Below are 24,570 nucleotides of genomic sequence, written 5' to 3'. Positions count from 1 at the left end.
TGTGGAAAGGGATAGTATCCCCAGCCTCAGCGGCCCACTATGTTAATGTACTCCTCCAGGCTCAGAACCTGGGGAGAGTACGTCACGTCGTACCTGTTCTCCATCAGCCTTGTGAACGCCCTCAGGTGGTTCTCGCTGCCCGCCATTAGGCTCTCGAAGACCGCCTTCACGTCCTCGTTGTCGGTTCTCTTGAGCCACTCCTTGAGATCCTTGATGTCTATCTCCTCTATCAGCGCCCCGACTTTGAGGGCCTCGAGCTCGCTTTCGCTCCCCTTCGAGACCAGCTCCTCGTAGAGCTCCTGCATCTCGGTGCTGTTGAACTCCCCGACGGTCATACCATCAACGGGGTCGCTCAGGTTGTACTTCTCGATGAGGCTCAGCACCATGTCCATGTGGGTTTGCTCACTCCTCGCTATGTTCTGGAACACGGGGAGTCCGGTCTCGTTGTAGAGCACGAGGTAGACGTCGCGCGCGAGCTTCTCCTCCTCGCGCATGTAGAGTATAACGTCAATTTCGTCCTGACTCAGCTCCTGGTAGGGCATCGCCGAGACGTTGGGGACGTCGGAGTAACCCCCGTCAGGGGGCCCGCCGTAACCCCTGTCCTCGGGAGGGCCTTCCCCCTGCGAGAGGGTCGTAGTTCCTGCCGTCGAGTCACTCGTTACGCAGCCTGCGCCCAGTACCGCGAGCAGTAACAGACCAACGATAACAACACCGGTCCTCTTCATCCATCCTCACCCCTCAGCTCGGTTATTATCTCCTCGAGCATCGCCTTGAACTCCTCCCGCTCAAGGCCGTACTTGTACTCAATCTCCGCCAGCGTATCGTCCGGACCCGCGTCTATGCCCTTCTCCCTCAGCTTTTCCAGCAGTCCGGAGGTTGGAACGTTGAACTCCTGGGCGAGCTGCTCGACGGTGTAGTACTTCATCATGGTCCCCGTGATGTAGACCCCTGAGTCCGTATATTCCTCGTACGAGGTCGTGATGTGCTCCTCTTCCACCGTGTAGGCCGAGAACGCCTGGTAGCCAGCCGCGATCAGGAGCAGCGGGACGATGAAGGAAGCAGCCACCTTGAGCCTCGAGCCCCTGAAGGCAGATTTCAGCATCACCCACATGCTCTTCAGGCCTATCGCCAGGTGTATCGACACCAGGCCAGCCATCACGAAGCCGAAGTAGGTGTGGACGTCGGTGAGGGTGTCCTTGTCCATGCCCATGAAGGTCCAGCCGATGCTCTCCGCGATTCTGCCGCTGGGTGCGATGTACAGCCCTATTCCGGTCACCAGCACAACAGCGAACACGAGCGTCAGCAGGAGGTCGATGACACCCCTGACGAGGGCCGAGGCTCTCATCCTCTCACCTCCGGTGGGCACTTAAACCTGCAGCTCCAATCCATGACAATCACCCCGAATCAAGAAAAGGGAAGAAAGTTCAAAGGGGCATCCCGAGCCCGTGGGCGAACCTGTTCATCCAGCCCCAGGCGTGCCTGAAGGCGTTCTCCACCGAGTCCCAGAACCCGGGCTGGGCACTCTGGCCGTTCATGGCGTTCATGCTTCCGTGTCCCATCATTCTGTGGCCCGGGGTTGAGACAAGTATCTCGTCAACCTGCTCCTGGGGAAGCACCTGGGCCATGTAGTCAACGCCCATGCCCTCAAGCTGGCTCACGAAGGCCCTGAGGTGGTTCTCACTGCCGGCCATGAGGTTGCTGTAGACCTGCTTTATGTCCTCGTTGTCGGTCTGGACCATCCAGTCCTCAAGGTCCTTGATGTCGGTTTCCTCTATGAGCGCACCAACATTGAGTGCATCAACCTCGCTCTGGCTTCCCATCTCAACCAGCTGGTTGTAGAGCTCCTGGAGCTCCGGGTTGGTGAAGACGCCCACCTGGTCCAGAGTATCGGGAGCGGTGAGGTTGTACTTCTCTATCAGGCCGAGTACCGAGTCCATGTGGGTCTGCTCGCTTTTGGCTATGTTGCTGAAGACTGGAAGTCCCCACTGTTCATAGAGTGTCAGGTAAACGTCCCTTGCGAGCTTCTCCTCCTCGACCATGTAGAGCAGGCCGTCTATCTCCTCCTGGCTCAGGTCGGCGTAGTAGTCCGTGAGCGTGCCGTTGAGCATTGGTGCCTCCTGAACGGCTCCCAGCTGGGCGTAGGGGTTTGGCTCCGGCTGTCCGCGCCACGCCGAGACTGCCCCCAGGCTCATTCCTATCAACAGGGCGATCAGCCCAATTCCAAACCACATCTTTCTCATGGTCTCATCCTCCTCCATGTGTAAGTTTAATATTACATATGCACACCGACTTTATAAAGCTTTCGGCTGAAATCCTTTTAAGCCGATGAGCATACACTAAACCGGTGGGTGAGGTGGAGACATGGCAAATCGCCTCGTATCTCGCCATGGCCCTCGGCGCTCTCTACATCGCCCTCAACCTCCGGGCCAAGGGGAAGAAGAATGCTGGCAGGCTTTCGATGCTTTTCACGGCGGGAATGGGCGCCTACCTGATAACGCTCGGACTTTTCTCGATCCTCGTTAGGGAGGGTAGAATCAGCTCAACGATATATGCCGCGATGATATGGGCCTTCACCCTGGCGTTGATACCGATGGCCCTATATATGATGGCAAAAAGGGGAACAAGGGCGAGTGCTTAAGCCCCGAACTTCTCGCTCCTGTTCATCAGGTCCATCATGATGGGCACTATATCGTGGCCCTTTATCCTTCCGAGGCCGCCGCGCATGCATTCTCGTTCACCAAAGCTCTCGGTGTAGTCGGGCCTCACACCGCCGCCCGCGATGAGGACCGGAACCGGATCGCCGCTGTGGTTCATCGCCTCGCATGGAGTGCTGTGGTCGCCAGTTATCGCTATCACGACGTTTTCAAGGTCTACGTGCTCGACTATGTAGCCTATCATCCTGTCGGCCTTCTCTATCATCTCGGCCTTCAGCCTTGGATTGTTGTCGTGGCCCGCTGCATCGGTCGGCTTGAAGTGGAGGAACACGAAGTCGTACTCTTTGAGCAGCTCGACGACTTTCCTCGCCTTCGCCATCTCGTCGGTGTTGTACTCTCCGGTCGCCCCCTCCGGTGTGTATATGTCGAACCCTATCGCCCTTGCAACACCCTTGACGAGGGAAACCGCCACAACGGCCGCCGCCTTGACCTTCCACTGCTCGGTGAACTTCATCGGTATGTCCGGATAGGTTCCGGCACCGCGGACGAGGAGGTAGTTAGCCACTGGCTTGCCCTCCTTCCTGCGCTTCTCGTTGACGGGGTGCCTCTCAAGAACCTCGTGGGCCTGTCTCACGAAGTCGTTGAGAATCTCGGCGACCTTCTTGCTCGCCTCGTCCTCCCACGTGAACTCATGGGGTGGCTTTCCGGCCTCGTGGGGGTCGTTCTCGCCGACGCGATAACCGGAAGCCATGCCCTTGAGAACCAGAACGGCCCTGTGTCCCGTCGCCCCAACGAATATGAAATCAACGGAAAGCTTAACGTTTTCCTGGATGGCCTTCGCAAGCTCGTGGGCCTCCTCGGTACTTATCCTGCCGGCCCTCCTGTCAGTGATGACTCCGTTCTCTATGGTTGCGAAGTTCACGCGGAAGGCCAGGTCGTCCTCGTCGAGGTCGAGACCAACACCGAGGGCCTCAAGGAAGCCCCTGCCGCGGTAGACTTTGTACGGGTCGTAGCCGAAGATGCTGAGATGGGCCGTATCGCTTCCGGCCGGCTGGCCGGGCTTTATCGGGTCCTGCTGGCCGAGAAGCCCCCATCTCGCGAGTCCATCCATGTTGGGGGTGTTTGCATACTCAAGCGGAGTTTTTCCCCCGAACTCCTTTATCGGCCTGTCGCCGAGACCGTCGAGGATTATGAGAAGTCCTTTCCTCTGCTTCATACCTATCACCTGGAGTGAGTAGCGACCTGGAGTTAAAAGCTTTGTTGGCCGGATTTGAACGGCTTCATCATCCGGAGTTCCAAAAAAGCTTTTAACCCCTCCCCCTCTCTCCCACTGGAGGTGAGGGAATGAAGATAATGTGGGCACCGTGGCGCATAGAGTACATACGCTCACCCAAGTACGATGGATGCATATTCTGTGACTTCCCGAAGGAAAACCGCGATAGAGAGAGGCTCATACTCTACCGCGGGAAGCACTGCTTTGTAATCATGAACAACTACCCCTACAACCCCGGTCATGTCATGATAGCCCCCTACAGGCACGTGGGAAGGTGGGAGGATTTAACCGACCACGAGCTTCTTGAGATGATGCAGCTTTCCCAGCTCATGATAAAGGCGCTGAAGAGGGCAATGAACCCACACGGCTTCAACCTCGGCGTGAACCTCGGCCGCGTTGCGGGGGCGGGCATAGATGACCACGTGCACCTTCACATAGTTCCGAGGTGGAACGGAGACACCAACTTTATGCCGGTGATAGCGGACACCAAGGTCATTCCGGAATCGCTGGAGGAGGCCTACGACGAGCTCAAAAGGGCGATAGAAGAGATAGTGGAAGAAACTGCTAAATCCTCCTGACTTTTATTCTGAACGTGTCATCCAGTGGAAGGTCCTCAAAGAGCTCAGGACCTATCTCCAGAACCGGCAGGTCCGCCTCTATCACTGTTTCTTTGTTCAGCGGGTCTTTGACCGTAAGCCTTACAAGCCGTCCTCCCCTTACAGTTGCGGAAATTCTAACCCCCCGGTTAGACACCCCTTCCAGGATGAAATCGTCACCTCTGAGCTCCCAAACGATTCTCTTTATGAGAGCGGGGGCGCTTTCGGGAGTTACGTGGTGCACAACTCCCTCATCAGACTCCAGTTCTAGCGCTGGACAGGTTGCTTGGGCACTGCAGAAGTCCCTAATGGCCTCAGCTATTCCACGGGCAAAGTTTTCCAGTGGTTTGCCCATGAGAAGCTCACCAAATCCCGACCAGCTGGCAGTTACTCTGAGTTTCTTTCCATGCATTTCAAACGTCACTGTGAGCACTCCCTTTTCTCCGGTAAAAGTGTACACAGCGGCGTTCTTTCTAAATCCCAGAGCCAGCGTGAACTCGTAACCGAAGTCAAATATGAATCTGGGAACTCTAAACCTGACCGTATCATTGTGTAGGTTTTCAAAATACGGGAAGAACGGAAGGGTCTTTTCAGGCTCACTGAGAATTACCTGAAGGCTATCCCAAGAATGGGGCAGTTCTACCTCGTAGCTTCTGGTTTTCACCATTACTCACCGAGAATCTGTAAAAAAAATCCACGTAAAAAGTTTTCTAAACCATTGGCTTGGAACCCGCCAGAGCTCTCCATCTTTCCCTCGTTCTCTTCCAGCATCCCGGTGGCATGAGCTCGCCCTCAGGGCAGTAGCCGAGCTGTACGCAGCGGGGTCCGAGCTTTGCCCACTTTATCACCGGCCTGAGCTCCTCGTTCTTCGCAATCTCCTCCAGCATCTTCCAGGCGACTTCCCTTATCTCCCACTGGGCCCTCTCGCAGGCACGGAGGCCGAAGAAATGCTTGAGTTCACGGAGGTTCATCGTCACGACAAGCTTGGTCCTTACCGCCTGGGGAAGGATGAAGCGCGCGTCCTCCTGATGAACGCCCGCCTTATAGCTTTCCTCGTAGAGCTCTATCGCATTTCTCATCAGCTCCTTCCACTTCTCGTAGATTTCAGACCTTTTCTTCACGCTCTCCGGGATTACGAAGGTCTCTTCGACGTCTTCGGGGTTCAGCACGATATAGCGCTGGCTCTGCTGGGTGTAGCTCGCGAGCCTGTGACGAACGAGCTGGTGACTGCAAACGCGGGAGCAACCTTCAATCGCAAACGTCAGAACCGCATGTTCAAGAATCGACTCGTGACCGTAGCCGAGAACCCTGGGAAGATGCATCCGAACGTCGTCCTCGCCCATGCGCCCGAAAGCCTCGGTCTCCCATTCATCCCAGTAGCTTATGAGCGCCGCCCAGGTGACAGTTTCAAGGGGTTTTTTTGTATAATTGACAAGCGTGACCTTGATCCCATCCCCCATACGCGCCACCGGAGATAGAAGAGCCCGGGGTTTATTAGGTTTACCTTGGGACTAAAAAATTGAATGGAGAGAACTGAACTCTCAAAAGGAGTTTACTCTTGCTGGGTTTCCTCTGGGACGTTCCCAGTGGCCTCGACATCCACGGTGCCCTCAGCTTTTTCTGGCACTGGTTCTGGTGTCGGTGTCCCGCTCACCGCGCCAGGAAGCTCCTCCGGGAGGGCGAAGAACGCCATTACCTCTAGGATGGCACCGACCAGAATGAAGAAGTACCCCACCATGAGGAGCATGAGTATCGAGCCTATGAGGTAGAAGAGCGCCGCCGTGTGGAATGTCGCGACGCCGGTTTCCTGGGCTATCGTGTCGTAGCTCTTCTTCATAAACCAGACGCCCACTATCATGAGCACCACAGCAATGAAGCTCCACATGCCAAAGGCGGACATCAACTCGGCCACTTTCCCGGGGTCATGAATAACGTCCGCCATCTTGTCCCACATATCGTAGAAAGCCCACGAGAGCACGAAGCTGGCGGCGATGTTCATCATCGCGGCCCATATGTAGTCCTTGAATATCTTCTCCTTTTTGGTGGCCTCTGCTATCTCCTTCACTGCAAAGAGCTTCATGATGAAGCCAACAAAATACGTCACGTAGAACAGGCTAAAGATGGCACCGATGCCACCCCAGGTTCGTGCGGTTTTCAAACTTCCCATGTTATCACCCAGATAAGGTGCGATTTCCGCATATAAAAGTGTTTTCCAGCGAAATGAGAAACGTTGAATTCATAACAAAAAGGGGAGGAAGCTGAAATATCATTCCTCCAATGAAACGGGAACCGGTCCTTCATCCGGCTTGGCAAGCTCCTCAGGCAGGGAGAAGAAGGCCACTATCTCAAGGATGGCCGCCACGAGGAGGATAACCAGGCCAAGGCCGATGGGAATCAAGATGGCGCCTGCAAGGTACAAGAGTGCTGTGGTGTGGAAGGTTCCAACACCGGTCTCCTCGGAGATCATGTCGTAGCTCTGCTTCATGAACCACACTCCAACGAACATTATGATCGCCGCTATGATGCCGCCTATGCCCATAGCCCCAATGATAGCCTCTGGAGATTCGGAAGAACCCATGGCAAACATAACGCCCCATAGTGACGCCACGAGGATTAAGGCGGCCACAATGTTCAGTATCGCAGCCCAGAGGTACTTGCTGAATATCTCGCCCCTGCCCGTGGCCTCAGCGATATCCTTCACCGCAAAGAGCTTCAGTATGAAGCCCACAAAGCCAAGCCCCACGAGGGTCAGGATCGCCCCCACACCTCCCAGGAGCTTGGCGTTCTTCAATTCACTCATTTTGCATCACCCAGATAATGTTGGAGTGTGGTTTATAAAAGACTTTTCACTTCCACCCATAAAATTTGAGACACGATCCCATCGGAATTGCACCGATGGAGAAAGAGATGCATCAGTGTCCATTACGTTTGGAAAGCTCTTGGGCGTTAATGCTCAAAAGGTTTCAGCCGGGAGCAGGTTTATCCGACGAAAGGGTTATTAAAACGTCCTGCGAAGGTTTTTCGGTGATGCACATGGTGGTTAGCCTTGCAGGAAGGGATGTTCTCTGCCTTCAGGACTTCACGAGGGAGGAGCTTGAGACTATTCTCAAGACGGCCGAAATGATGAAGATATGGAACAAAATCGGCAAGCCGCACCGCGTTCTTGAGGGAAAAACCCTCGCCATGATATTCCAGAAGCCCTCGACGAGGACGAGGATTTCGTTTGAAGTTGGAATCTACCAGCTCGGAGGCTACGGCCTCTACCTAAACGCTCAGGACCTCCAACTGAGGAGAGGTGAGACGATAGCCGATACCGCGAGGGTTCTCAGCAGGTACGTCGACGGGATAATGGCAAGGGTTTACGCCCACAAGGACGTTGAAGACCTCGCCAAGTACGCTAGCGTCCCGGTCATCAACGGCCTCTCGGACTTCTCCCACCCGTGCCAGGCCCTCGCTGATTACCAGACCATCCTTGAGAAGAAGGGCCGCATAGCCGGCCTTAAGATAGTCTACGTCGGCGATGGGAACAACGTTGCCCACTCCCTCATGATAGCCGGAACCAAGCTTGGTGCCAACGTTGTCGTCGCGACTCCGGAAGGCTACGAGCCGGACAAGCGCGTCATCAAGTGGGCCGAGCAGAACGCGGCCGAGAGCGGCGGCAGCTTCGAGCTCCTCCACGACCCGGTCAAGGCCGTTAAAGATGCAGACGTCATCTACACCGACGTCTGGGCCAGCATGGGGCAGGAGGCCGAGGCCGAGGAGAGGAGGAAGATATTCCAGCCGTTCCAGGTGAACAAAGAGCTCGTCAAGCACGCGAAGCCGGACTACATCTTCATGCACTGCCTCCCGGCCCACAGGGGCGAGGAGGTTACCGACGACGTCGTTGATTCCCCGAACAGCGTCGTCTTCGACGAGGCCGAGAACCGCTTGCACGCCCAGAAGGCCGTCATGGCCCTCGTCATGGGCGGGATAAAGGTCTGAGCTCTCTTTTCTTCCATTTTGAAATTTCAGTGCGGTTCTGCATTTCGGGTTGCGGTTATTTTGCATCAATTTATAAACTCCACTTTCACAGATGGCGTGATTTGTGAAAGTGCGTTTTCATAAAACCTGCCCTTTGTGAAAGCCGGCTTTCACAACGAAGAACCTTTTAAACCCCTTCCCCAACTCCCCATCATGCTTGAAAGGTTGTTTTCCCTCGGCTACTCCAAGATCTTCGCGGAAAGGTATTACGAGCTATGGGGCGAGCGTGCCTTGGCAATAGCGGAGGCGATGGAGAAACCCCTTCCGAGGTGCTTCCGCGTAAACACGCTCCGCATCGAGGTTCCAAGGCTCACCAAGCTCCTCAACAAGAAGGGCTTTCAGTTTAGGCGCGTCCCCTGGGCGAGGGAGGGCTTCTGCCTGACGAGGGAGCCGTTCTCGATAACCTCAACCCCCGAATACTTGAGCGGTCTCCTCTACATCCAGGAGGCAAGCTCGATGTACCCCCCCGTCGCCCTTGAGCCGAAGCCCGGCGAGGTGGTTGCCGACATGGCCGCCGCCCCAGGGGGAAAGACGAGCCACATGGCACAGCTTATGGAGAATGAGGGCATCATTTACGCCTTCGACGTCGGTGAGGAAAGGCTGAAAGAAACCCGCCTGAACCTCTCCCGCCTCGGGGTGACCAACACGGTACTCATCCACAGGTCCTCGCTCCACATGGGGGAGCTTGGAGTGGAGTTCGACAGAATCCTACTCGATGCCCCCTGCACCGGCTCCGGTACAATCCACAAAAACCCGGAGCGTAAGTCCAACAGGACTATGGATGATGTTAAGTTCTGTCAGAATCTCCAGATGCAGATGATTGAGGTCGCCCTCGAGAACCTCAAACCGGGCGGTATACTCGTCTACTCCACCTGCTCCCTCGAGCCGGAGGAGAATGAGTTCGTTATCCAGTGGGTTCTTGATAACTTCGACGTTGAGCTCCTGCCCCTCCGCCATGGCGAGCCGGCTTTAACGAATCCTTTCGGCGTTGAGCTGAATGATGAAATAGCAAAGGCAAGGCGTTTCTATCCAGACAGACACGGAACCAGCGGCTTCTTCGTGGCGAAGATTAAGAAGCTCTAATCCCTGGATTCTCTTACCAGGACTTCCTCTATCCTGTGCAACCTCTCCAGGACGTCCCCGCTGAGGTTCTTCTCCAGCTCCTCACGGGCGGCCTTGGCCAGCTCGAACTTCGAGTCGTACTTTCCAAGGGACGTCCAGTGAATCTTCTTGCCCTCAAGGAAGACGTCGATGTCGCAGAGGCGCTTGTAGCCGACGTACTCGATGCCCTTCAGCAGGAACTTGACGCGCACCGGGTCTTCCCACGTCAGGAGCTTGAGCTTGTAAACCGGGACGCGCATGAATGGTCTCGGATAGTCCCAGTCCCAGCCCTCGCCGACGACGAAGCCAAGGTCCAAATCTTCTATGACCATCATCAGCCTCTCTATGTTCTCGTCGTAGCGCTTGTCGGTGTCGTATATCTTGATGGTTATCTCCTTCCACTCCGGGAGGAGCTTGAGGAGGAGCACGGGGACATCTATGGTCAGCTCGCGGTAGACGCTCAGGAAGTCCCTGCGTATCAGTACCGCACCCTCGATTTCCTCCGGCCCTATTGGAGCGCTCAGCTTCTTCGTCGTCACGCCGATTATCGTGTCCCCCGCCTCACCCTCATCGAAGGCCGTTCGGATGTCCATAATCTCGCCGCCGTACTTCTCGGCCAGGAGCCTCAGCCCTTCCTCAACGTTGGTCGGTATCCTCAGGAGGATCAGGGTGCTCTCAACGTGCACCTTTTCCACCGGGAGGTTCCGGTTGATTATCTCGCTCAGGACGACGGGAGCGTGGGAGCCTATGAGGAAAGCCGTCTCTGGCGGTATGGTTTCCTTCTCCCATTCCTCCGTCACGAACAGGACGGTCTCAAACTCACTGCTGAGCTTAATGGCCTCGTCGGTCGGAAGTTCCTTGACACCGAAGGCCTCAGAAACGGCTTTTTTCACGGATTCAGAGTCTTTGGTTCTCAGAAAGATTATGGACGGCCCAAAGCGGAGAACCTTCATCACATACCCCTCCACATCTTGTAACCCCTATCAAAATCCGTTCCCCCGGGATACTTAACGCGGTAGGTCTGTCTGCTCGGCAGGAGGACGAAGTTGACGCCGAGAACGCCGTTCAGACCCCTCTCAATGAGCTTGAAGTTGTGGCCGTAGAGCCTGAAGTCGGCATCGAGGTTCACCACGTCCTTCCACGTGTGGCCGAGGGCGAACTTCACCCCCTCTATCTCGATGACCGTTCCCGGCTCCACCACCGCCTTCCCGAAGAACTCCCTGACCAGTTCGGGGTCGTCCTCGTTTCCCGGAACGATGTAAAGCTCCACCCCGTAACCTTTAAGGACGTGGGCAAGCTTCCTTATCGCGCCCTTGTACAGGGGCCTCAGCTCGGGTCGCCTCTCCAGCTTCACGTTGTCGGCCAGGTCGCCGGTGTGGATGACATAATCCGGGTCCGTTTTCTCCATTAGCTCGCCTATGAACCGGTAGACGCTCTCGGGGGTATCGCTCACGTGCATAACTTTTGTCTCGTCCGAGGATGCCAGCAGGTCGAGTACCTTTTTCCGGAAGATGGGCAGCTTAAACGGCATTGAAAAGACTAGGAGCAGGGCTTATATATACCTTCCCACAACTTCCAAGGGGTGTTGGTATGAAGGTTCTCGTTCTCGGTGCCGGAAACGTTGGAAGGGCCATAGCCTGGGATCTGAGGGATGAGTTTGACGTTCACGTCGGGGACGTGAGCGAGGAGAGGCTGAGGGCGGTTTCAGAGTTTGCCACTCCCGTGAAGGTGAACGCGGCAGACTTCGATGAGCTGGTCGAAGCGATGAGGGGCTTTGAGCTCGTCGTCGGGGCACTTCCCGGAAGGTTTGGGTATCAATCGGTCAAGGCCGCGATAAAGGCCGGCGTTGACATGGTTGACGTCTCTTTCATGCCGGAGAACCCGCTTGAGCTCCGCGAGGAGGCCGAGAAGGCCCAAGTGACGGTTCTGTTCGATGCGGGCTTTGCACCCGGTTTAAGCCACATCCTGATGGGCAGGATATGGAACGAGCTGGATGAGATGAGGGAGGGCTACATCTACGTGGGCGGCCTGCCGAAGGAGCCGAGGCCACCGCTCTACTACCGCATCACCTGGTCGCCGAAGGACCTGATAGAGGAGTACACGAGGCCGGCGAGGGTGATACGGGACGGCGAGGTCAAGGCGGTTGACCCCTTCGAGAGGATCGAGAGGGTGAGCGTTGGCGACTTCGAGTTCGAGGCCTTCGTCAGCGATGGCCTGAGGAGTTTACTGGAGAGCGTGAGGGCGGAAAGGCTGGAGGAGTGGACGCTCCGCTGGCCCGGACACCTGGAGAAGATGAAAGTCCTGAGGGAGCTGGGCTTCTTCAGGCCGGAGCACGTCGATAAGACGCTTGAGGTCATAACACCCCTGATGAGCTACGACAGCCCCGACTTCTCGATAATGCAGGTGATCGGAAGGGGAACGCTGGACGGCGAGGAGAAGGAGATAGGCTACCTCCTGTACGATGAGGAGAGGGGCGGCTTCACCTCGATGGCCCGCGTCACGGGCTTCACGGCGGCGATAATAGCGAGGCTCGTGGCCGAGAAGAGCTGCATATTCGGCGTTATCCCTCCAGAGATACTGGGAATGAGGATAGACACCTTCACCCGCATAACCGAAGAGCTGGCGGACAGGGGCATAAGGCTGGAGAGGTGGGAGAATGCTCCACCTGGTGATAGCTGATGCCGAGCTTGAGCTTGTTCCGAGGCCAATAAGAGACCACCCGGCCGTCGTCAACCACGCCAAAAGAAGGGGCAAGAAACCCGAGGAGGTGCTCCTCGATAGCACCTACCACCATGCGGCCCTCAAAAAGCTCCCGGACGGAGAGAGGCGCGGAAGGCCGGACATCGTCCACATCTGCCTGCTGAACGCCCTGGAGAGTATAGCCAACAAAGAGGGCAAACTGCGGGTCTATGTCCACACGAGGAACGACGAAGTGATATACATAAAGCCAGAGACCAGAATCCCGAGGAACTACAACCGCTTCGTGGGGCTGATGGAGAGCCTCTTCAGGGACCTGGCGGTTCCCAAAAACCTTGAGCTCCTCCGCATGGAGGAGAAGTCCCTCGTCGAGCTCGTGGAGGAGATAAACCCGGATGGAATCTTCGTGATGCATGAGGATGGAAAGGCAATGAAACCTTCCGAATTCGGAAAAATCCTTTCAGGACTCCGGAATCCTGTGGTGATAGTGGGCGGTTTCCCACACGGCGATTTCAGGAGCGAAACACCCTGGGAGAGAATAAGCCTTTACGATGCCCCGTTGATGGCCTGGGCAGTTGTGAACGAGGTAATCATCAGCTTTGAGCACTGGATTTTTTGAAAACGTCCGTAGGGACATAACGTTTTTATATTACCTCCTTTTTAATCCCCCGTAAGCTTCCTTGAATAACGGCTGGAAACATTCCACGGGGGTGTGAATCGATGAGAAAAATAAGCTTCCTGATGGCGTTTTTGATAACCGGCTACATCCTTGGAATCTGGAACTTCCTTGTCCTGCCGAAGTACTACATAAACTTCGGGCTGAAGGGATTCCTGATATCCCTGATACCTATGCTCATAGCCCTTTTCCTGATATACAGCGAGGCGGAGAGCACCAAACGCACTAGGTACCTGATATACGAGCTGTTTTTCAAGATATCGCGCACCCCGGCGCTGATATTCGTCCTCATAATGTTCCTCCTCGTGATCCTCGGAATAACTACGTACTACTCCTCGTACAGCCTTATATACATCTTCGGAATCGGGGCCAAATACGTCCCAGTAATCGCCCTCGGAACGATACTCCTCTCGGTTATCCTCCTCCTGCTCGCCAAGGGCAAGACCCTCGAAGTTATCTCCGTGCTCTCGGTGCTCTTCGTGCTCTTTGCAATCCTCTCGGCTATCATAATCAGGAATCAGGCCATCAGTGCCGTCACAGCACCCCAGGCCGTCCACTACATGAACAACGCAGTTTCAGCGATAACTTCCTTCGACCAGCCACTCTCCCTTAAAGGAGTTCTCTACATGCTCATATCCGTTCTCGTTTCCTTCGGACTCGGTGCTGGAGTTTACTACGTGGTCGGCAGCTTCACTCCGGAGGAGCTTGACCTCAAGAAGGTCCTCGCGGCGGTTTTCGTGCTCCAGATACTCCTCAGCTTCGCCGCTGCCTTCACCGTTGCGTATTCCCTCGGTGCCGCCTACCAGGGATTCGGAAAGGCGTTCCACAACCCCAACATCCCTGCAGAGGAGTCAATGAAGCTCTACCTTGGCTTCCAGAACCTCAAGGAGTACGCCACCAACAGTGAAAAGAGTCCCATGGCGTCAATCGAGGTGTTTTACTCTATTCCATACGTGCTCAAGGGCAACATCGCCAACGCTGACCGTTTGATATACCTCCTCATGCTGTCCCTCTACTTCGCCGGGCTGACCACAATCATAGTCCTCATCGAGATGGGCAGCCAGATACTCTCCGAGGTCATGCAGCTTGGAAGGAGCAGGAGCCTGACGCTGGTGGCAATCTTGGGCCTCGTGCTCTCTGCAACGATGGTGGTAAGTGACATCAGAACAATGTTCGTTGTCGTGCCCTTCAGTGTCGGCGCTCTGGTAGCGGCCGTGGAGGCGTACCCCCTGCTCTCGAGCGAACTTGCACACAATCGAGGAGCCATTGGAGGCGTCATCCTTCTGCTTTTCATCAGCGGCATTGTGAGCCTATACTTCGCCTTCAGGGCCCCTGGAACGCCGGTCAAGATAGGGGCACTGCTCGGTCTCGTCCTCTTCGTGCCCGTGCTCATGAACAGCATGCTGATGAAGACCCGCCGCTGAGCTCTTTCATTTTCAAAAATTTTTTAAAGACCCTTCCCAATCGGTTTTAGAACGCTTATAGGAGGTCTGAAAGATGGGAGACAAGACCAAGGTTCAGGTTAGCAAGCTCAAGCCGGGAAGGTACATCCTTATCGACGGTGAGCCCTGCAGGATAGCCAACATAACCGTTTCCTCGCCCGGAAAGCACGGCTCCGCCAAGGCCAGAATTGAAGCCGTTGGAATCTTCGACGGCAAGGTTAGGAGCATCGTCAAGCCCACCAGCGCCGAGGTTGACGTTCCGATCATAGACAAGAGAACCGCCCAGATCATCGCCATGACCCCCGACACCGTCCAGATTATGGACATGGAGACCTACGAGCTCTACGACGTCCCGATCGAAACCGGCGTCGCCGACGAGATCAAGGACCAGCTCAGGGAAGGCATCAACGTCGAGTACTGGGAGACCCTCGGTAGGATAAAGATAATGAAGCTCAAGGGCGAGTGAGCCCTTCCTGCTCTTCTATTTCCCGCAACCTTTTAAGGAAACCCCTCTAGTTCTCATCGGAGGTGCGGTCATGGAGTTCCTTTACACTTACGAGACGCTTAAGCTGGAGTTCCCACTCGTTGAGCCGGAGAGAGCAAAGTTCGTTATCCTCGGTGTTCCCTTCGATGGGACCACCAGCTTCAAGCCCGGTGCGCGCTTCGGACCGACCCTCGTCAGACACGCCACCCTCAACCTCGAGAGTTACATCATAGACTACGACGTTGATATAGCCGAGCTCCCGATAGCTGACATTGGAGACGTGGCGATCGTTGCCGGCGACCCCAGGAAAACGGCGGACAGGGTTAGGGAGATAATAACTGAACTCAAGCGCATAAATCCCAATGCCCTCCCGATTCTCCTGGGCGGCGAGCACTCCCAAAGCCTCGGTGCCGTTGAGGCATTGAAACCTGCCAGCTACGTCGTCTTCGACGCCCACCTGGATCTCCGCGAGAGCTACGAGGACAACCCCTACAACCACGCCTGCGTGGCAAGGAGAATATCGGAACTCGGGGTAAGGGAGGCGATGTTCGGGATAAGGAGCGGTACGAGGGAGGAGGTGGAGTACGCCGAGCAGGAGGAGATAGCGTGGGTCCACGCGAGGGACTACGACTTCGAGGCCTTCGTCGAGCTGGTGAAGCCCCTGCCGGAACCGGTTTACCTGTCAGTTGACATAGATGTATTCGATCTGTCCCTGGTTCCATCAACGGGAACTCCCGAGGCTGGAGGTCTGAGATTCTGGGACGTCGTTGAGGCCATGGAATGGCTCGTAGAGAACAAGAGAATAGCCGGTTTTGATATAATGGAGGTGGCAGGAAGCGGACTCGGCGACGTGACTGCACTAACAGCGGCAAAGTTGCTGTTCCATTTCATAGGTGCAATGGGAAAAGATAGATTGTAAACATTTTATTCCTTCGCGTGGTCCGGCTGGGGAAGTATGTCAACGGACGTTGGCCCAAAGCGTACAGGAGCGTTTTCGAGGGGCTTCTTCATGGAGTAAGGATACTCCCACCTGAGAACCATGAGAATTCCCGTCCCAAAGCCGAGTACCTCCATGATGACGTCCTGGGCCTTGTTTCTCATGCTCTCATGGAGCCATGGCATCGCGGGCTGCATGGCGACCTCAAAGAACTCCCATGTGACTCCCACGAGAACCAGGGCAAAGAGGCTTATGGAGACTATCTTCAGCGGGCTCCAGTGGAGGTTGTAAGTCCTCGATGACTCCAGAACAACCTCGTTGAATATGACCCACGTGACCAGGCCGCCGAGGTAATGGCTTGGTATATCCGCGCCCTTCCATACCTGGTTGTAGAGGTCAAGGTGGATGAAGGGGACGTTGAGAAAGGTTATGTGGGCCGCCATGAATATCGAGAAGAGAGCGTAAATGCTGTCGTTGTAGAAGGGGCTTACCCACGGCCAGATTCTTCTGCTCGGCTTGGGATAAATCCACCGGACGAAGCTGGGAACGAAGAGCGATACAAAGCCCGCAGCGGCGGCATAGATTTGATCAATCTTCCCATACATGAGGGCACTGATAAGGCCCAGAAAAACGATAGCTCTGGCGCCCATTATCACCCCTTTCTCCCACGCTTTCATTCAGACCACCCAAGCCTCTTCCATATGATTCCATAATCCATCAACTTTATATACCTACCGGCCAAAAATGGACAATATTCAAACCGAAACGAGTGAAGGAAAAACCATCTTGTGTTAGGCGCCGAAGGGAAACATTAGGAGCGGGGGCTGTAACCTGCCCTCTTCATCTCCCTCTCGATACTCCTTACCTCGAGCAGCTTCCTCCTGAGGATGGGAACCCACAGGGTCTCAACCAGTACCGTAACGAGAACTGTGATTATGGTGACGCTCAGGATTATCTCCCCCCACTGCACCAAGTCGGGGTTGTTGTACGTTATTCCGAGAGTCAGCGGAAGGCTCGCAAGTGCGGCCGGAACAACACCCCTCGGGCCCTCAAGCGATATGAAGAGGTACTCTTTGAAGGGCCGCCACCGCAGTATCGGAAGCGACGCCAGCGGTCTGGCAACAAGCATCAGGAAAAACGCTATAATGACCCCCTGAAGGATGTGCCCCTTTATTATCTCCGGGTTCAGGCTCGCTCCCAGGAGGGTGAAGATGAATATCGTGAATATCGCCGAGAGGCTCTCGTTGAAATGGACCTCCCTCTCAACGGCTCGCATAACCCTCTTGACCACGGGGATATCGTCTTTGAAGAAAACCTTATGGTTGCCGAGAACTATGCCGGTAACCGTCACCACAAGATAGCCCGAGGCCTGAACCAGTTCCCCAAGAAGGAATCCCCCGAAGGCCATCACGAGGGAAAATATAACTATCTCCGGGAAATCATCAACCTCGGCCCGCTTCAGGATGCCGTATCCCACGATGCCCAGGAGGATACCTATCAGTATAGAGGCCGTCATCTGATACAGAAAGAAAACGATGGCCGCCGGGTAAAGGCCGATATAGCTGGCTATGGCCTCAAGGAACCTTGCACTGGACGCCTCCGGAACCAGCATTGCAACGGCCACGGAGGCAAGGACTATACCCATCGGATCGTTGAATATCGACTCGGTAACGATGACAGTCTCTATGTCCTCGCGGACGCGGTACTGTCTGAACAGCGGGATGAGGGTTGCAGGATCAGTGGCGGCTATGATCGCCCCGAAGAGGAACCCGACGATGAACGGGACACGAAAGAGCCACGAGAAGATTCCCCCGATGATGAAAGCGGTGAGAAGGAGCCCAACGGTATCAAGGGTAAGTATCGTCTTAAGGTTTCTTTTTAGCATTTTCCAGCTCAGAGTGTGCCCCTCGGTGAAGAGTATCATCACGAGGCCGAAAACACGGACGTAGTTGAACAGCTCGTTGGCGAGCCCCCTGTTAAGAAGACCGAGAACCGGACCGACAAGTATGCCGAGGAACATGAAGAGGGGAATGTACGAGACATTGAACTTCTTGCTCATAATGAGTGAAACCAGTCCTACTGCCAGGACTACGAAGAAAACATAGACCATCAGGTCAACAGTTGGAACCAAAACGTTCGATGCGCCTGTTACAGACATCGGCATTCCTCCAGCTAATCTTGCCCTCAAGGTTAATAAGCATGCCGAGGGTTTCTTTTGTTATCCTTATTGGTACAATGTTCTAAACGTTGCCCCGGTGTCGGGTTTGCCCCACAAAGCCTTAAATAGAACTTTTTTCATCAATCAGAATTGGTGATGGCAGTGGAAGTCGAGTCCGCCCTTGAGAGCTTCCACTCACTTAAATTGGGCGACATAATACCCAAGCTGGAAACAATGCCCGTGGTAACGGCCGATTCCGACATCCTCAGTGTCCTCAAGATACTCAGAACCAGGCACCACGTCTGGGTTGTTGATAGCAGGGAAAACATGAAGCTCGTGGGGGTTATCAGGTACATAGACGTCATAGACGTCCTTCTACCACCTGAGGCCCACAGGTTCAAGCTGGGGATGACGAGCAAAACCATGCGCTCGATGCTCGGCGGTGCCACAAAGGCCGAGGATGTGGCTGAGAGGCACGTGCTAACGGTGGATGAAGACGCGACGGTCCTCGAAGCGCTGATGAAGATGCGCAAATACAGGATTCAGGTGCTGGCCGTCGTAAAGGACGGCAGACTGGTGGGAGAGGTAAGCCTCCGCATCCTGATAGACGAACTGCTGAGACTGCTGAGGGTGGGTGGTGCCCAATGGAAAACGTGACGTGGCTGCTCTTCGCCCTTGGACTGTCGCTCATACTGGCGAAGATAGGGGACAGCATAATCGAACGCTACGAGCTTCCCGGCGTTCTGGGAGAGCTGCTCATGGGAATGATACTCGGGAACCTGGTGTACTTCGGGATAGTGGCTCCCCAGTACCTCCCTATAGTCAGCGGGGAGGCGTTCACCACCGATATGACGGTGGTGGCCAACTTCCTCGCCAAGCTGGGCATAATATTCCTCCTGTTCCTCGGAGCCCTCGATGCCGACCTTGAACAGCTCAAGAAGACCGGGCTTACCGCCACTGTTTCGACGGTTATGGGCGTTTTCGTTCCCCTTGTCGTTGGCTGGTTCGCCCTCATGGAGATGGGCTATCCGAGCCGGGAGGCATTCGCCGGCGGTGTGCTTCTCACCGCAACGAGCATCGGCCTGACCGTCAGGGTGATGATGGACCTGGGGGTTCTCAAAAGCGAGGTTGGAGCCGCATCACTCAGTGCGAGCGTTATGGACGATTTCCTGGGCATAGCCCTCGTCATCTTTGCCGTCGGGAGCGGCGGCCTTCTGGAGCTCTCTGTTAAAATCGTGGCGTTCTTCATTCTGACCGGTGTCATCTGGTGGTTCCTTGTCGATTACTACATAAAGTTCGCGGAGAGGCTTCACGTTGAGAAGGGCATCCTCGGAGCGGTTCTCGGGATGATGTTCCTCTTCGCGGCATTGGCTGAAGGCTGGTTCGCGGCGGCCATAGAGGGGGCCTTCATGATGGGCCTCGTCCTCTCAAAGCTCCCCGAAGGAAAGCGCCTCATGGAGGACGTGAAGGCCATCGGTTACGGCCTGCTGATACCCTTCTTCTTCGTCCATACCGGTGCTATGCTGAACCTCACGGTCTTTGAAAACGCCAACGCCCTGATCCTGGCCGCGGTTCTCACGGCCGTTGCTGTCTTTGGGAAGGTTCTCGGAAGGGGATTTGGGGCCTGGATAACCGCCTGGGGGCGAGGAAGGGCATTCCTCTTCACGAAAAAGAATTTCTGGATGTCGCTCCAGATGGGCATAGGTTCCGTTCCGAGGACCGAGGTTGCGCTCGTTGACCTGATGGTCGCGATACACGGCGGTGCGATAAGCCCCGAGCACGCCCCGGAGTTCATAGCGGCCACGCTGATATTCATAACGGTCTCCGTGCTGATAACTCCTCCGCTCCTCAAGTGGGCGTTCAGGGAGGAGATAGAAACCGCAAAGGCCCAGAAGGCCAGTGCAAAGGTCGAGAGAATAGAGAGCACAAAGAGGAAGATAAAGGAGCTGAAGGGCTCTGGATAAGCCCTTTCCTTTTCCACATCAGCCAAAAAATGCCCCCATCATATCCATCTGTTCTTCGCTCATGGACTTTATTTTGAACTCCGGCATCTCTGGGACAAGTCTCTCGTAGTCCTCCTTGGTTATCTCCCTGGCCTCGCCGTTCTCGACGAGGTAGAAGACCCCGTAGTCGGGGTCGCGGTAGGCAACGAGGAACTTCTCCACCTCGATGTCGTCGAAGTTCACGAATATCACGTTTCCGCCGGTGTAAGGCCTCTTGCACTTGAAGGGAAAGCTTGAGGAGTTGAGCATGGCATCGCCCAAAGCCTGGTTGGCCTTCTCCCCGTTTATCTCTGTCCAGAACTTCCTCCCCTCGAAGTCGCCCTCCACCACTATCAGGAACCTCTGGCCGTCGAGCTCGACTATCGGTGAGCCCTTCTCCTGGAGTATCTTAAAGAGCTCGCCGATTGTCTCGGCGTTTCTAAGAGAGGCAACGAATCCTTCAACTTTCATGGTCTCACCAGAAGCAGTTACCGTGAGACACTATAAAAGCTTAAGCTTTTAATTGGGGACACCAAATCAACCTTGATGGCAACGAAAAGGCAGTACCTCAGAAAGTGGGGAGTTGTCATAGCTTTTTCAATCCTGGCCGGCATAGTCGGGGGAATCGGTGCGATAGTGTTCAGGCTGGCAATAGGCCTGGTTCACGGGTTCTTTTTCGGATGGCTCCTCCCAAACGTTTCCTATGAGGTTGGTGGTGTTAACCTCGGCTACGTACTCCTGCCGACGCTCGGTGCGCTGGTTGTCACGCTCTTCGTAATCGAATGCCCCGAGATCAAGGGAAACGGCATCCCCGAGGTCATAGAGGCGGTCATATTCAAAGGAGGAAACATCCCCGGCAGGTTTGCGGTTCTGAAGACGATAGCCACCGCCATAACGATAGGCTCCGGTGGCAGTGTTGGCAGGGAAGGGCCGATAGGGTTCATCGGAGCGTCGCTGACATCAATCCTAGCGAGATGGTTCAACCTCTCAAGGGAGATGAAAAAGCTCCTCGTGACCTGTGGTCTGGCAGCGGGAATAGCGGGAACCTTCAACACCCCGCTCGCCGGGGCAATGTTCGCGCTTGAGGTAGTCTACATGGGAGCCTTTTCGATAAACCTCGTGCCCATCTTCATCGCCGCCGTCACCGGCAACGCCCTAACTCTCGCCGTCCTCAACAGGGCGGTGGAGATAGACATCCCAGGGGACATCGGGCACACGCTCCCCGAACTGCCCATGTTCTTCCTCCTCGGCCTTGGTCTCGGCCTTCTGGCGGCGTTCTACGCGCGGTTCCTCTACCGCGTGGTTGACGGCCTTTCCGAGTCCCGGATTCCCGAAACCCTGAAACCGGCCATAGGCGGCTTTGGTGTGGGCGTTCTCGGAATGCTGTTCCCCGCCTATGGCATATTCGGAATCGGCTACGAGGGTATGAAAATGGCCTTCTACGGCGAGCTGGCAATAGGCCTGCTCATAATCCTTGGACTCGTCAAGATGCTCGCCACGGCCCTCACCCTCGGCTCGGGTCAGAGCGGCGGCGTCTTCGCACCGAGTCTGTACATAGGGACTATGTTCGGCGCGGCTTTCGGACAGACGGTGAAGATTCTTCTGCCCTCACTTCACCCGAACCCCGCAGTCTATGCCCTGGCGGGAATGGCGGCCTTCTTCAGCGGCATGACGCAGGCCCCGCTCACCCAGATACTCATGGTGACAGAACTGACGAGGAGTTACGCCGTTCTGCCTGCGGTGATGACATCGGCCACGATAGGATTCCTGACAGCCAGGTTCTTCCTCGGGGGAGAGTCCATCTACACCCTCAAGCTCATCAGAAAGGGCTACCACGTCAAGACAGGAAAGCCCGTCATCCTTGAAACCATCTCAGTCGGCGAGATAATGACGCGGGAGCCGGTTTACGTCACGGAGGAGCAGACCCTCTTTGACGTGGAGCATCTGATAGGCGAAACCGGCCACGACTGCTTCCCCGTTGTCAACGGGAAAATGGAGGTAGTGGGCATAATCGGCATAAAGGACATCCTGAAAAAACCCTCGGGCATCAAGAGAATGCCGGTGAAGCGATTCATCCGCCGGCCCTACGGGGTAACGTACCCGACAGAGACAGCCGAGGATGCCTTTGAGAAGCTCATGGCCTACGACCAGAACCTTCTGCCCGTCCTGGAAAGTCCTGAGAACAGGAGGCTCATCGGGGTCGTGACCAAAAGGGACATATACCGCGCCTACTACCGCGGTCTGGAAGGAATGTACATAGACTGAGGTGGTCCCATGCAGGTTGATGCCGACCTTCACATTCACTCACGCTACTCCAAGGCAGTCTCAAAAGCCATGACCATTCCCAATCTCGCCGAGAACGCGAGATTTAAGGGCCTCGGCCTGGTTGGAACGGGGGACATACTCAACCCCCTGTGGGAGGGCGAGCTCCTGAGGTACGCGGAAAAAGTGGAGGAGGGAACCTACGAGAGGAAAGGGGTCAGGTTCCTCCTGACAGCCGAGGTCGAGGACGACAGAAGGGTTCACCACGTGCTGATCTTCCCGAGCATAGAGACCGTGAGGGAAATTCGCGAGAGGCTAAGGCCGTACTCCCAGGACATAGACAGGGAGGGCAGGCCGCACCTGGGCCTTTCCGCTTCAGAAATAGCCGACCTGGCGAACGAGCTGGACGTTTTAATAGGCCCTGCCCACGCCTTCACCCCCTGGACGAGCCTCTACAAGGAGTACAACAGCCTTAAGGAGGCCTATGACGGGGCAAAAATCCAGTTCCTTGAGCTTGGCCTCTCTGCCGACAGCGAGATGGCCGACAGGATAAAGGCCCATCACTCCCTAACATACCTCAGCAACAGCGACGCGCACTCGCCGATGCCCCACCGCCTCGGGAGGGAGTTCAACCGCTTCGAGATTAAAGAGGTCACCTTCGAAGAGGTGCGGAAGGCCATCCTCAGGAGAGGGGGAAGACAGATAGTCCTCAACGCGGGCCTCGACCCCCGCTTAGGAAAGTACCACCTCACCGCCTGCTCCCGCTGCTATACGAAGTACTCCCTCAGCGATGCCAGAGCCTTCAGATGGAAGTGTCCCAGGTGCGGCGGCAGGATAAAGAAGGGCGTTTATGACAGAATCCTTGAGCTTGCCGATACCGAGGAGAGACCAAAAGACAGGCCGCCCTACCTGAGGCTTGCCCCGCTGGCGGAGATAATAGCGATGGTGATAGGCAAAGGCGTGGGGACGAAGGCTGTGAGACTGATATGGGAGCGATTTTTGAGGGAATTCGGGAGCGAGATAAGGGTTCTCGTTGACGTTCCGCTGGAGGGTCTGGCGGAAGTTCATGAGGAGGTTGCAAAGGCCGTCTGGGCGTACCGGAAGGGCAAGCTGGTGGTCATTCCAGGCGGCGGCGGAAAGTACGGCGAGATAAAGCTGCCGGAGGAGATAAGGAGGGCAGGGATAGAAGAGCTCGAAGCCCTTGAGGTCGAGGTTCCAAGGGAGGAGTACCGGCCGAAGCAGACGAGCCTTATGAAGTTCCTTGGAGGGGCTAGGTAAAGCACTTCCCCCTCGCGTCAATCCTTTTTACCACCTCCCCGCAGGCTCTCCTCAGCTTCTCCGCGTTCTCCTCCGGAACGCCATCGTAGGTAAAGTCCCAGGTTCCCATCTCAATTCCGGCGGCGTACTTGATTTTGCCGTTCTCCCGCAGGATTGGGTAGAACTCGACGTGGAGGTGGTAAAAGTCGTAGGTTCCCCTGAAGGGGGCCTGATAGAGCATCATCGTGTAGGGCATCCCCCTCCCAAGGACTGTGTTGAGGGTTCCCGTCGCAACGCGAAGTGCATCGGCCAGGTCAGCGAGCTCTTTCCTGCCCAGCTGGGTTAGCCACTGTGCGTGCCTCTTTGGATAGATGTGAACCTCAAAGGGCCAGCTCGCGAAGAAGGGCAGAAAGATGACAAAGTCCTCGTTCTCGTATACTGCCCTCTCACTCTCCAGCTCCTCACGCAGAATCCTGCAGAACAGGCACTCCCCGTAGCGCTTAAAGTATCCCCTTGAGTTCTCAAGTTTCAGGCGGACCTTCAGAGGGATGAAGGGGGTGGCGTAGAGCTGGCCGTGAGGGTGGGTAAGGCTGACGCCTATCTCCTCACCCTTGTTCCGGAAGATTGAGACGTAGACAACGCGGGGATTTTTCTTCAGTTCTGCAGTTACGTTTTTCCATAATTCAACAACCCGAATCATGGCCTTCGGGGAAAGCTCATCAAGGTCCCTGATATTGTGCTCGGGCGTTTCAACTATCACACTGCACTGGCCGATTGCCCTCGCCCTCCGGTAGAATCCATCCCGTTCCGGTCTGGGGGCATCGAAGGACAGCATCGGAAACCTGTTCGGAAGCAGCAGAACCTCCCAGCCATAGCCGGTCTCCTCGTTTCCGGGACAGAATGGACAGAAGTCTTTGGGTCTCCATGGGCGCTTCTTTCTGGTTGAAGAGACCATGATCCACTGGCCGGTCAGGGGATTATAGCGGAGCTCCCTCATCTCCACCACTACACCAAATTGGTGAAAGGGCATA

27 protein-coding genes are annotated in these 24,570 nt (G+C 55.6%); 13 read left to right on the top strand and 14 right to left on the bottom strand.

The window, feature by feature from the left end; genetic code table 11:
• Positions 1–26 precede the first annotated feature (26 nt).
• The 3 genes from E3E37_RS02040 to E3E37_RS02030 all read right to left on the bottom strand — a co-directional run bounded on the left by E3E37_RS02040 (position 27) and on the right by E3E37_RS02030 (position 2,240).
• Complete coding sequence (locus tag E3E37_RS02040; protein ID WP_167714560.1) at positions 27–725, bottom strand: DUF2202 domain-containing protein; 699 nt, start codon at positions 723–725, stop codon at positions 27–29.
• Positions 722–1,345 (bottom strand): DUF4405 domain-containing protein, encoded by a 624-nt coding sequence (locus tag E3E37_RS02035; RefSeq protein ID WP_167714559.1) that lies wholly within the window; start codon positions 1,343–1,345, stop codon positions 722–724. Before E3E37_RS02035 ends, E3E37_RS02040 begins: the two co-directional genes overlap by 4 nt.
• A gap of 79 nt (positions 1,346–1,424) precedes the next feature.
• Entirely contained in the window at positions 1,425–2,240 is an 816-nt protein-coding gene (locus tag E3E37_RS02030) for a DUF2202 domain-containing protein (RefSeq protein WP_167714558.1), read from the bottom strand.
• Positions 2,241–2,344: 104 nt separating this feature from the next.
• On the opposite strand from E3E37_RS02030, the gene E3E37_RS02025 reads away from it, so the two are divergent.
• On the top strand, positions 2,345–2,638 hold the full coding sequence (locus tag E3E37_RS02025) for a hypothetical protein (RefSeq protein WP_371731663.1): 294 nt from the start codon (positions 2,345–2,347) through the stop codon (positions 2,636–2,638).
• On the opposite strand, the gene E3E37_RS02020 is transcribed toward E3E37_RS02025, so the two are convergent.
• Positions 2,635–3,870, bottom strand: coding sequence for a 2,3-bisphosphoglycerate-independent phosphoglycerate mutase (locus E3E37_RS02020; protein ID WP_167715281.1), 1,236 nt, complete (start codon positions 3,868–3,870; stop codon positions 2,635–2,637). The genes E3E37_RS02025 and E3E37_RS02020 overlap by 4 nt on opposite strands.
• Before the next feature lie 128 nt (positions 3,871–3,998).
• On the opposite strand from E3E37_RS02020, the gene E3E37_RS02015 reads away from it, so the two are divergent.
• A complete protein-coding gene (locus E3E37_RS02015; protein ID WP_167714557.1) occupies positions 3,999–4,505 on the top strand; it encodes an HIT domain-containing protein in 507 nt (168 codons plus the stop codon).
• On the opposite strand, the gene E3E37_RS02010 is transcribed toward E3E37_RS02015, so the two are convergent.
• The 4 genes from E3E37_RS02010 to E3E37_RS01995 all read right to left on the bottom strand — a co-directional run bounded on the left by E3E37_RS02010 (position 4,492) and on the right by E3E37_RS01995 (position 7,323).
• Entirely contained in the window at positions 4,492–5,190 is a 699-nt protein-coding gene (locus E3E37_RS02010) for a hypothetical protein (protein ID WP_206203996.1), read from the bottom strand. The genes E3E37_RS02015 and E3E37_RS02010 overlap by 14 nt on opposite strands.
• 43 nt (positions 5,191–5,233) lie before the next feature.
• Positions 5,234–5,983, bottom strand: coding sequence for an FAD-dependent thymidylate synthase (thyX, locus tag E3E37_RS02005; protein ID WP_167715279.1), 750 nt, complete (start codon positions 5,981–5,983; stop codon positions 5,234–5,236).
• A 92-nt stretch (positions 5,984–6,075) separates the two neighbouring features.
• Positions 6,076–6,690: a DUF996 domain-containing protein gene (locus E3E37_RS02000; RefSeq protein ID WP_167714555.1), complete on the bottom strand. Its 615-nt coding sequence runs from the start codon at positions 6,688–6,690 to the stop codon at positions 6,076–6,078.
• Between the two features lie 99 nt (positions 6,691–6,789).
• On the bottom strand, positions 6,790–7,323 hold the full coding sequence (locus E3E37_RS01995; protein ID WP_167714554.1) for a DUF996 domain-containing protein: 534 nt from the start codon (positions 7,321–7,323) through the stop codon (positions 6,790–6,792).
• 233 nt (positions 7,324–7,556) lie between these two features.
• On the opposite strand from E3E37_RS01995, the gene argF reads away from it, so the two are divergent.
• Positions 7,557–8,504: an ornithine carbamoyltransferase gene (gene argF / locus E3E37_RS01990; protein WP_167715277.1), complete on the top strand. Its 948-nt coding sequence runs from the start codon at positions 7,557–7,559 to the stop codon at positions 8,502–8,504.
• A gap of 192 nt (positions 8,505–8,696) precedes the next feature.
• Positions 8,697–9,626 (top strand): RsmB/NOP family class I SAM-dependent RNA methyltransferase, encoded by a 930-nt coding sequence (locus E3E37_RS01985; RefSeq protein ID WP_088864381.1) that lies wholly within the window; start codon positions 8,697–8,699, stop codon positions 9,624–9,626.
• Here E3E37_RS01985 and E3E37_RS01980 read toward each other — a convergent pair.
• Together E3E37_RS01980 and E3E37_RS01975 are read right to left on the bottom strand one after the other, a co-directional pair.
• Positions 9,623–10,597, bottom strand: coding sequence for a hypothetical protein (locus E3E37_RS01980; protein WP_167714553.1), 975 nt, complete (start codon positions 10,595–10,597; stop codon positions 9,623–9,625). The two genes, E3E37_RS01985 and E3E37_RS01980, sit on opposite strands and share 4 nt — an antisense overlap.
• Entirely contained in the window at positions 10,597–11,175 is a 579-nt protein-coding gene (locus E3E37_RS01975) for a metallophosphoesterase (protein ID WP_167714552.1), read from the bottom strand. The genes E3E37_RS01980 and E3E37_RS01975 overlap by 1 nt, the downstream gene beginning before the upstream one ends.
• Positions 11,176–11,234: 59 nt before the next feature.
• On the opposite strand from E3E37_RS01975, the gene E3E37_RS01970 reads away from it, so the two are divergent.
• The 5 genes from E3E37_RS01970 to speB all read left to right on the top strand — a co-directional run bounded on the left by E3E37_RS01970 (position 11,235) and on the right by speB (position 15,862).
• Positions 11,235–12,323, top strand: coding sequence for a saccharopine dehydrogenase family protein (locus E3E37_RS01970; protein WP_167714551.1), 1,089 nt, complete (start codon positions 11,235–11,237; stop codon positions 12,321–12,323).
• On the top strand, positions 12,301–12,960 hold the full coding sequence (locus tag E3E37_RS01965) for a 16S rRNA methyltransferase (protein WP_167714550.1): 660 nt from the start codon (positions 12,301–12,303) through the stop codon (positions 12,958–12,960). The genes E3E37_RS01970 and E3E37_RS01965 overlap by 23 nt, the downstream gene beginning before the upstream one ends.
• A gap of 101 nt (positions 12,961–13,061) precedes the next feature.
• On the top strand, positions 13,062–14,441 hold the full coding sequence (locus tag E3E37_RS01960) for a sodium-dependent transporter (RefSeq protein ID WP_088864376.1): 1,380 nt from the start codon (positions 13,062–13,064) through the stop codon (positions 14,439–14,441).
• Positions 14,442–14,514: 73 nt separating this feature from the next.
• Positions 14,515–14,925, top strand: a complete 411-nt coding sequence (locus E3E37_RS01955; protein WP_088864375.1) for a translation initiation factor IF-5A — start codon at positions 14,515–14,517, stop codon at positions 14,923–14,925.
• Between the two features lie 70 nt (positions 14,926–14,995).
• Positions 14,996–15,862 carry an agmatinase gene (gene speB / locus E3E37_RS01950; protein ID WP_167714549.1) on the top strand — a complete coding sequence of 289 codons (867 nt, stop codon included), beginning with the start codon at positions 14,996–14,998 and terminating at the stop codon, positions 15,860–15,862.
• A 5-nt stretch (positions 15,863–15,867) separates the two neighbouring features.
• Here the strand turns inward: speB and E3E37_RS01945 are convergent, their stop codons facing one another.
• Together E3E37_RS01945 and E3E37_RS01940 are read right to left on the bottom strand one after the other, a co-directional pair.
• On the bottom strand, positions 15,868–16,557 hold the full coding sequence (locus tag E3E37_RS01945; protein WP_167714548.1) for a hypothetical protein: 690 nt from the start codon (positions 16,555–16,557) through the stop codon (positions 15,868–15,870).
• A 134-nt stretch (positions 16,558–16,691) separates the two neighbouring features.
• Complete coding sequence (locus tag E3E37_RS01940) at positions 16,692–18,044, bottom strand: sodium:proton antiporter (protein ID WP_167714547.1); 1,353 nt, start codon at positions 18,042–18,044, stop codon at positions 16,692–16,694.
• A 156-nt stretch (positions 18,045–18,200) separates the two neighbouring features.
• On the opposite strand from E3E37_RS01940, the gene E3E37_RS01935 reads away from it, so the two are divergent.
• Both E3E37_RS01935 and E3E37_RS01930 read left to right on the top strand, forming a co-directional pair.
• On the top strand, positions 18,201–18,695 hold the full coding sequence (locus E3E37_RS01935; RefSeq protein ID WP_167715275.1) for a CBS domain-containing protein: 495 nt from the start codon (positions 18,201–18,203) through the stop codon (positions 18,693–18,695).
• Positions 18,683–20,002, top strand: a complete 1,320-nt coding sequence (locus E3E37_RS01930; RefSeq protein WP_167714546.1) for a cation:proton antiporter — start codon at positions 18,683–18,685, stop codon at positions 20,000–20,002. The genes E3E37_RS01935 and E3E37_RS01930 overlap by 13 nt, the downstream gene beginning before the upstream one ends.
• Positions 20,003–20,020: 18 nt before the next feature.
• Here the strand turns inward: E3E37_RS01930 and E3E37_RS01925 are convergent, their stop codons facing one another.
• Positions 20,021–20,491, bottom strand: coding sequence for a hypothetical protein (locus tag E3E37_RS01925; RefSeq protein WP_167714545.1), 471 nt, complete (start codon positions 20,489–20,491; stop codon positions 20,021–20,023).
• Positions 20,492–20,566: 75 nt separating this feature from the next.
• Here E3E37_RS01925 and E3E37_RS01920 point away from each other — a divergent pair, with 75 nt between their 5' ends.
• Together E3E37_RS01920 and E3E37_RS01915 are read left to right on the top strand one after the other, a co-directional pair.
• A complete protein-coding gene (locus E3E37_RS01920) occupies positions 20,567–22,285 on the top strand; it encodes a chloride channel protein (protein ID WP_167714544.1) in 1,719 nt (572 codons plus the stop codon).
• A 9-nt stretch (positions 22,286–22,294) separates the two neighbouring features.
• The gene (locus tag E3E37_RS01915) at positions 22,295–23,560 is read left to right on the top strand and encodes a TIGR00375 family protein (RefSeq protein WP_167714543.1); all 1,266 of its coding nucleotides are present in this window, start codon (positions 22,295–22,297) and stop codon (positions 23,558–23,560) included.
• Here the strand turns inward: E3E37_RS01915 and galT are convergent.
• Positions 23,553–24,536: a galactose-1-phosphate uridylyltransferase gene (gene galT / locus E3E37_RS01910; RefSeq protein ID WP_167715273.1), complete on the bottom strand. Its 984-nt coding sequence runs from the start codon at positions 24,534–24,536 to the stop codon at positions 23,553–23,555. The genes E3E37_RS01915 and galT overlap by 8 nt on opposite strands.
• Between the last annotated feature and the right edge of the window lie 34 nt (positions 24,537–24,570).

It is taken from the genome of Thermococcus sp. ES12 (genome assembly GCF_012027515.1).
Lineage (GTDB): Archaea > Methanobacteriota_B > Thermococci > Thermococcales > Thermococcaceae > Thermococcus > Thermococcus barossii.
The sequence above is the reverse complement of the archived record's forward strand: the minus strand, read 5'-3'. Positions and strand labels throughout refer to the sequence as shown.